Here is a 7,320-nt window from a genome sequence, read left to right on the forward strand (position 1 = left end):
GCACCCAAGACCATCCTTATCGCCATCGCACGCCAGCTTCTCGTCATCCTCAATGCCATGATCCAGAAAGGTCAGACTTTGCAGATCACATGATCAACACAGTTGCCCCCATGTGCAGACGGTCGCACCACGCCACTTATGAAGCGTGGACCAAAAAGGAGAAAATACCCCGTGAGCATCCCCGTCCTGCATATCCTCAACGACAAGGGTCCTACCGTCATCACCGTCGGTGTCGAGGAACCCGTCACGGCGATCGCCCGCCTGCTGGCCGAACGCCATATCGGCGCCGTACCGGTCGTCGACACGGCCGGCCACCTTGCCGGCATGGTGTCGGAGCGCTCGATCGTCGATGCCCTGGCGCATCACGGCGCGCGGATCGAGGGCCTGACGGCGCGCGACATCATGACCCGCGAAGTCCCCACCGCAACCCGATCGGAGGATATTCACTCGGTTGCCCGCAAGATGACCCGCCGCCATAGCCGCCATGTGCCCGTCCTCGATGGCAGCGGCCATCTGGTCGGGCTGGTCAGCATCGGCGACATCGTAAGAATGCGACTGGAGGAAGCCGAGAGTCTGGCCCGCGAGATGCGCGCCTACGTCATGCAGGAGAGCAGTCACGCCCCAATGCCGCCCCAACCGTTCGTCTCCTGAGCCCCTGAACGCGGGCGCCCGAACCGCCGGCCAATAGCATCCCGCCGCCGGACCATGGTATGCACCCTTCCTCGCAGAGAGGAAGGATGCTCCCCTTGCCCGATCCCCGGCGCGGGCCTGCCCCGGTCCGTTCCCCCTAGGGCATTTCCGGCCAGTTGGCCGAAGTCGATCTGCGCCTGCTGCGTGCATTCCGCACCGTGGCGACGCTTGGCGGTTTCGCCACCGCCAAACTGGCGCTGGGTAAGAGCAAGTCGTCGATTAGCATCGACATCTCGTCCCTGGAACAACGACTACGCATCCGCCAGTATCGTCGGGGCCGCGGCGGCTTTGCCCTCAAGCCGGAAGGCCGCGAGGTCCTGAACGCAACCGACGACCTACCGCGCGACATCGGCCGCTTCCGCGACCGGATCAAAATCGCCATCGGAGGCTTGCTCCACAAGCTCCAGCAGCGCCATCTTCTCATCGGTCATCGTCAGGTCCTTCAGGTTCGTTGTCGCATTCGAACCCTATCAAAGACCGGTCGTGGCCGCCTCAGCAGCCAATCTCGCTCCTACACCACGCTACGGAACGCATCGAAGGGGCATGATGAGAGCGACCCCCCCGCCCTCATGTACCAGATCAAAAAAAAGGTGCGGGATAGACCCGCACCTTCAGATTCATACCCAGGAATTTCCGGACACGGAACCGATAGATTCCCGAACGGCTGCTTATTGGAACGGCAGATAGCGCATCGACAGGAATACCATGTTATCGTCCGTATGCGGTGCGCCGCCAGCACCACGGAAGCCAGCAACGTCCGTATAGGAATACTGCATACCGAACTGAAGAGTGCCGTAATCACCCTGCATGTAGCGCCACCAGAAGCCGAGCGTGCCCTGCGTCACCCTTTTGATGTTGGCGCCACAGGTTGCCGCAGCAGCCCCTTCGACATCGCATCCGGTCGTCACATAATTCGGGTTGCCATAACCATATGCCGAATTACCGACGTTGAAGAATCGACCGCTCAGAATATCTTCCATGCCGCCGTAGGCATAAATATCAAGCGCCTTGATCGGATGGCCAATCAGGCCCGCCATGACCTGCGCCTCGGGCATCGCAACCGGTGTTCCAAAACGATTGGTTGTGGCATCGGCAAGTGACGACGTTCCATAGCGTCCGACGCCATCGCCAACCAGACCCGACGCCTGAAAGTCGAGTTTATGTTTCACGATGGGGATCAGCATCGCGCCACCGCCGCCGCCGCCTACCGTGACGTGGCTTCTGCCGTGGCCCAGATAGCTCACGCGATCATGGAAGAAGCGCATCATGCCCAGAGCCTCGAAGTGACCGAACGATTCGTCGGCCGTGGCTTTGAGAATGATGTCGGGCGCGATGTCGTCAGAATACGTGGTGTCGGAATTCTCGACCTGGCCGCCCGGATTATTGATGGTGACGGCCGTCGAACCCGGCGGCTTATACGTCGTTCCACCCCATACGGCCTGCGGGTTTTCCAGCGCCAGACCCACATGATATTCGCCGTGATTGAAGCCCTTTACGACGCGAACGCCCGTATTGCGCGTCCATGTAAAGCCTGGAAGATACTGCGCGTCGATGACCAGGGGGATATTCTCGTCACGCAGACCCATGCCCTTTTTGAACATGGTCGCCATCGACCACATCTGACCACCCGACACGTACCATTCGTTGGCCTTGTCTTCCAGCGACGCATACATCAGGCGTGAACGCAGCACATAGGAATTCGATTGCCGGGAGTTGGAAGACGAGCCAGCTCCCTGGAAATCGAGTTCGGTATAGCCCGCGACATGCAAATGGTTGTTCAGATCCCCTTCGACCAGGCCGGCAAAACGGCTCTGGCGCTCTGTCTGATGAAATTCATTCATATGAGCGTTGGGGGAATTCATCCAGGGGATCGCAGCGAAATTCGAGCTGATGTCTGCGGTTTCGTTCCTGGACCGATAGATGCCAGCCATTTCAAAGAAGCCGCCGAGCGTGATCTTGACGCCACCGATCTTGAACTGCCCTTTGTGCAGCGGCGCATTCGGACCGCCGCCACTGATTGGCATGCCGGTAACACGCGCATAACCGGTCTGGTTGGCGTAGCTACCATTTCCGCTCCCCACGAGAATACCCGGCCTTGCCGGCGCGGGCTCCCCGATGCGGATATCCTTTGCCGTATTCGGCGACATTTCCGAGTGATGTGTCACAACACGCCGAACGGCCCGAACATTTTTGTCGGTCTCGCCCAGCCGGGCTTTCAGGGCCTTGATCTGGCCCCGCATCTCCAACATCTCCTCACGCAGTTCACGCATCTGCGCGCTCTGAGAGTCGGCTGCCGCCGCTGAATGGATCGTAGAGACGGTACCCAGCAGTGCCGTACTGCAAAACAAGGCGGAAAGAGAGGATCGCAGACGCATGTCATCCGTTCCGAAAGTGAAGATGACGAACTGGTAAACTGGCCTGCTTTCTTTTGGTGTGATGATTTTATAACCGAGATGTGACAGATCAATGACAAAACGTCATAACGCACTGGAATTTATTGAAAAATACTCTGTTGCAAACATATCACACCGTTGATGGAACAGAAATGTTCGGCAATAGACTCGCAATGCATGACATAAATATTGCAACATTACGGAAGGAGACCGGATAAAAAAAGCTCTCCCCCACAAGGGAGAGAGCCAACAAAAAAAGGCGAGGACCGAAATCCTCGCCTGTCCATACTGATAGGACTTACCTTTTTACCAGGCAGCGCGCACAGCGGCCTTCACCGAAGCCGGCAGGACGACATAATCCAGACGACGGGCAGCCGAATCGCCATTATCGAAGGCCCAGCCGAAGAATTTCCGCACCGCAGCGCCCTTATCGGCATCTTTCGACGGCTTCGGCACCAACACGTAGGTCGCGGAAACGATCGGCCAGGCGCCCTGGCCCGGCGTGTCCAGCAGGTCGACCGCGAAGTTCGTCGCGCCCTTCCAGTCGGCGGCACCGGCGGCCTTGGCAAAGCTGTCGAGGTTGGCGGTGACGAAATCACCGGCCTTGCTCTTGAGCTGCACCGTCGTCATGTGGTTGCGGCTGGCATAGGCGTATTCGACATAGCCAATGCCGCCTTCGGTGTTGCGGACGGAAGCCGCCACGCCGTCATTGCCACGGGCGCCCACACCACCCGGCCAGGCGATCGAGCTGCCGGCACCGGCGGCATCGTGCCAGGACTGCGATTCACGCGACAGATAGGAGGTGAACACGAAGGTCGTGCCCGAACCATCCGCGCGATGAACCGTCGCGATGGGCAGGTCCGGCAGCTTCAGCCCCGGGTTCAGCGCCGTGATCTTCGGATCGTTCCAGGAGGAAATCGTGCCTGCATAGATGCCGGCCAGCACATCGCCCGTCAGGCGCAGCGCATTGGCGTTCACACCGGGGATGTTCACCACGGGCACGATGCCGCCCATCACGGTGGGGAACTGGAACAGCGAGCCTTTTTCCAGCTTGGCGGCATCCATCGGGGCGTCGGACGCACCGAAATCGACCGTGCCGGCCAGGACCTGGTTCTGGCCCGCGCTGGAACCGACGCTCTGATAGTTCACGGCAACGCCGGTGGCGTTCTTGGCGGCCGCGCCCCAGGCTTCATAGATCGGGGCGGCGAAGCTGGAGCCCGCTCCGGTGATGTCGGCGGCGTGCGCGACGGAAAGGGCAGCCGGACCGGCCGCAACCATAAGAGCGGCAAGGAATTTGACAGGACGACGCATCGGGTTCCGTTCCTGAACGAGCGTGACAGACAAACCCGGCAGCGGCGATAAGGCGTTGTGGCACGCTTCTCCCGGGTGCCCCCTCCTAGCCCGGATCAGCAGGCTGAGGGAATGATGTGTCCATGACAGTTTCATGACGTTTCGGAGACACGCCGTCGCCGAACGGAAACCAGACGGTAAAGGCCGTTCCCTTCCCCACCGCGCTTTCCACCGTCAGCCGCCCCTCGTGCCGGTCGATGATATGCTTGACGATCGCCAGGCCCAGCCCGGTCCCGGTCCGCCGGGGCGAGTTGCCCTCCACGCGGTAAAAGCGTTCGGTCAGACGGGGCAGATGGCGTGCCTCGATCCCCGGCCCGTTATCGGTTACCGTGAAGGCGATTCCCTGCCTGACTCCGCCACCTGGGGCCGCCCCCTGGATCTTGCCCGCGCCCACCACGCCCATCAGCGCCGCCGGCACCGTCTGGCGCACGCGCAGGCCGATCGTCACCGCACGATCGCGTTCATCCGATCCATATTTGATCGCATTCTCGATCAGGTTCAGCAGCACCTGCACCACCTGATCGGCATCGCCGGCAAAATCCTGGAGGCCGGCGGGCAGATCGACGTTCAGGGTGGCCGGCCCCCCATCCAGCAGGGGCGCGGCTTCGTCGCGCACCCGCGAGACGATCGCGGCGGGGCTGACCGTGCCGCGCGGCTTGCGATGCTCGATCATCTGCACGCGCGACAGCATCAGCAACCGGTCCAGCAGGCGCTGCATGCGGGCCGCCTGCCCGGCCATGACTCCAAGAAAGCGCTGCTGCGCCTGCGGGTCGTCGGCGGCCGGCCCACGCAGCGTCTCGATAAACCCCGTCAACGCCGCCAGAGGGGTGCGCAGTTCGTGGCTGGCATAGGCCACGAAATCGGTCCGCATGCGTTCCAGCGCATCGCGTTCGCTGCCATCCTGAAGGGTTGCCAGCACGACCGACTGGCCCGCCCCGATGCTGATCCGGCGGAACTGCCCGCGCACCGCGCGGCGGATCGGCACATCCAGCATCATGTCCACTTCGACCCGCTCACCGTCCCGCAATTCGAGCACAGCGGAGAGCGGAGCCGGATGGCGCATGATCGCGCCGAGACTGTCGCCGAACAATTCCCACGCGCCCGGCCCGGCATGCAGGATGCGCCCCCCGGCATCCAGCACCAGAACAGCCGCCGGCACCAGGTCCAGCGTCTCGATCATGCGCGACAGGACATCGGCCGAGGGGGGCGCTGCATGCACGGAATCCCCCCTGGCCACCGACATGGTGGCGGCCCGCCGACTGGCGATCATGCGCCACCCCATGACGGCCGCCGCCAGCACGCCGATGCCCGCCACGATATTCTCGGCCACGATTGCGGACATGGTTCAACTCCCGGCGCGCGAAGGCCCCGCAATCAGGGGCGCGGGTCGTCCAGGGCATAGCCCGCAGCCCGGACGGTCCGGACGATATCGCCCTCGCCCGGCCCGTTCAGGATCAGCCGCAGGCGCCGGATATGCACGTCGACCGTCCGCAGTTCCACATGCACCCCACGCTCCCATACCCGTTGCAACAGATCCTCACGCGAGAAGACCTGGCGCGGATTGCGCAGGAAGAACTCCAGGATCCGGTATTCGGTCGGCCCCAGCGCCAGGGCGCGGCCGTTGCGCTCGGCCCGATGGGCGACGGTATCCATCGTCACGTCGCCAAAACGCAGAACCTGCTCCAGCGGCGGCGCACGGCGCAGCAGCGCGCGGATACGCGCCTGCAACGCCTCGATACTGACAGGCTTGACGACATAATCGTCGGCACCGACATCGAGCCCGCGAATATTGTCGGCCTCGCCGGCCCGGGCGGTAAGCATCAGGATCGGCAGCGCGCGGGTGGCCTCCTGCTCGCGCAGGCGCCGGCACACATCCAGCCCCGAGAGGCCCGGCAGCATCCAGTCCAGAATCATCAGGTCAGGCCGGCGCTCCGCGACCCGTGCCAGCGCCTGGTGCCCGTCCTCGGCCACGCCGACCTCGTATCCCATCTTTTCCAGATTATACCGCACCAGCATCAGCAGCGCGTCGTCATCCTCGACCACCAGGACATATGTCCGCCGCCCGCCGCCCGCAGTGCCTTCACCCGTATCCGTCATCGTACCCGACATCATTTCGCTTCCGTCATACCACCGGGAGACCGCGCGGTCTCGCAACCGGCAGTTGCTCGCCCGTCGCGGCGAAATAGACCCGCTCGGCGATATTGGTGGCATGATCGCCGATCCGCTCCAGGTTCTTGGCGATGAACAGCAGATGCGTGCAGGACCGGATGGTACGCGGGTCTTCCATCATGTACGTCACCAGTTCGCGGAACATGGCGGTATAAAGCTCGTCCACCGCCGCGTCGGACTGCCAGACCTCGACCGCGCGCTCGCTGTCCTGCTGGCTCATCGCGTCGATCGCCCGACGCAGATTTTCCTGCACCAGCCGCCCCATGGTGCGCAGACCACCCGGCGAAAGCCTGGCATCGCCAGCCTCCAGCCGCAGGGTGCGGCGCGCGATGCTGGCGGCACAATCGCCGATGCGCTCCAGATCGCCCGAGATCTTCATCGCCGCCACGATCTCGCGCAGGTCGCCCGCCATCGGCGCCCGCAGCGCCAGCAGGCGGATCGACAGGGTTTCGATCTCGCGCTCCAGCTCGTCCACCTGCGGATCGCGTTCCGACGCCTCCACCGCCGCGTCCTCGTCGCGGTCGACGATCGCGGCCATCGCCATCGCCATCTGGCTTTCGACGATTCCCCCCATGCGGACGAGCATGCCCCGGACCTGATCCAGTTCCTGCTCGTAGCTGCGGACGGTGTGCGCCTGTTCCTTCACCATGCTGTCTTTCCCCCTGCCCGCCGAACTCAGCCGAACCGGCCGGTGATGTAATCCTGGGTGCGCCGCTCG

General features: G+C 63.0%; 6 protein-coding genes and 1 pseudogene. 2 read left to right on the plus strand and 5 right to left on the minus strand.

Annotated features, from left to right (window positions below; all coding sequences use genetic code 11):
* Nucleotides 1-171 precede the first annotated feature (171 nt).
* Together HLH25_RS19635 and HLH25_RS20710 are read left to right on the plus strand one after the other, a co-directional pair.
* Complete coding sequence (locus tag HLH25_RS19635; protein WP_182975695.1) at nucleotides 172-651, plus strand: CBS domain-containing protein; 480 nt, start codon at nucleotides 172-174, stop codon at nucleotides 649-651.
* A gap of 155 nt (nucleotides 652-806) precedes the next feature.
* Nucleotides 807-989 (plus strand): annotated as a pseudogene (locus HLH25_RS20710) (LysR family transcriptional regulator); the annotation flags it as partial.
* 369 nt (nucleotides 990-1,358) lie between these two features.
* Here the strand turns inward: HLH25_RS20710 and HLH25_RS19640 are convergent.
* From HLH25_RS19640 to phoU, 5 genes are all read right to left on the minus strand, one after another.
* Complete coding sequence (locus HLH25_RS19640; RefSeq protein WP_182975696.1) at nucleotides 1,359-3,065, minus strand: hypothetical protein; 1,707 nt, start codon at nucleotides 3,063-3,065, stop codon at nucleotides 1,359-1,361.
* A gap of 324 nt (nucleotides 3,066-3,389) precedes the next feature.
* Nucleotides 3,390-4,394: a phosphate ABC transporter substrate-binding protein PstS gene (gene pstS / locus HLH25_RS19645; RefSeq protein ID WP_182975697.1), complete on the minus strand. Its 1,005-nt coding sequence runs from the start codon at nucleotides 4,392-4,394 to the stop codon at nucleotides 3,390-3,392.
* Nucleotides 4,395-4,479: 85 nt separating this feature from the next.
* The gene (locus HLH25_RS19650) at nucleotides 4,480-5,775 is read right to left on the minus strand and encodes an ATP-binding protein (protein ID WP_182975698.1); all 1,296 of its coding nucleotides are present in this window, start codon (nucleotides 5,773-5,775) and stop codon (nucleotides 4,480-4,482) included.
* 32 nt (nucleotides 5,776-5,807) lie between these two features.
* Entirely contained in the window at nucleotides 5,808-6,530 is a 723-nt protein-coding gene (gene phoB, locus HLH25_RS19655; protein ID WP_114727376.1) for a phosphate regulon transcriptional regulator PhoB, read from the minus strand.
* 25 nt (nucleotides 6,531-6,555) lie between these two features.
* A complete protein-coding gene (phoU, locus tag HLH25_RS19660) occupies nucleotides 6,556-7,251 on the minus strand; it encodes a phosphate signaling complex protein PhoU (RefSeq protein ID WP_182975699.1) in 696 nt (231 codons plus the stop codon).
* Between the last annotated feature and the right edge of the window lie 69 nt (nucleotides 7,252-7,320).

Origin of the sequence: Gluconacetobacter dulcium (genome assembly GCF_014174165.1) — a bacterium.
GTDB lineage: Bacteria > Pseudomonadota > Alphaproteobacteria > Acetobacterales > Acetobacteraceae > Gluconacetobacter > Gluconacetobacter dulcium.

What these genes read in the sequence shown, in the direction of transcription:
- HLH25_RS19640 (WP_182975696.1), bottom strand. Translation starts at nt 3,065, where the DNA reads ATGCGTCTGCGATCCTCTCTTTCCGCCTTGTTTTGCAGTACGGCACTG.
- pstS (WP_182975697.1), bottom strand. Translation starts at nt 4,394, where the DNA reads ATGCGTCGTCCTGTCAAATTCCTTGCCGCTCTTATGGTTGCGGCCGGT.
- HLH25_RS19650 (WP_182975698.1), bottom strand. Translation starts at nt 5,775, where the DNA reads ATGTCCGCAATCGTGGCCGAGAATATCGTGGCGGGCATCGGCGTGCTG.
- phoB (WP_114727376.1), bottom strand. Translation starts at nt 6,530, where the DNA reads ATGACGGATACGGGTGAAGGCACTGCGGGCGGCGGGCGGCGGACATAT.
- phoU (WP_182975699.1), bottom strand. Translation starts at nt 7,251, where the DNA reads ATGGTGAAGGAACAGGCGCACACCGTCCGCAGCTACGAGCAGGAACTG.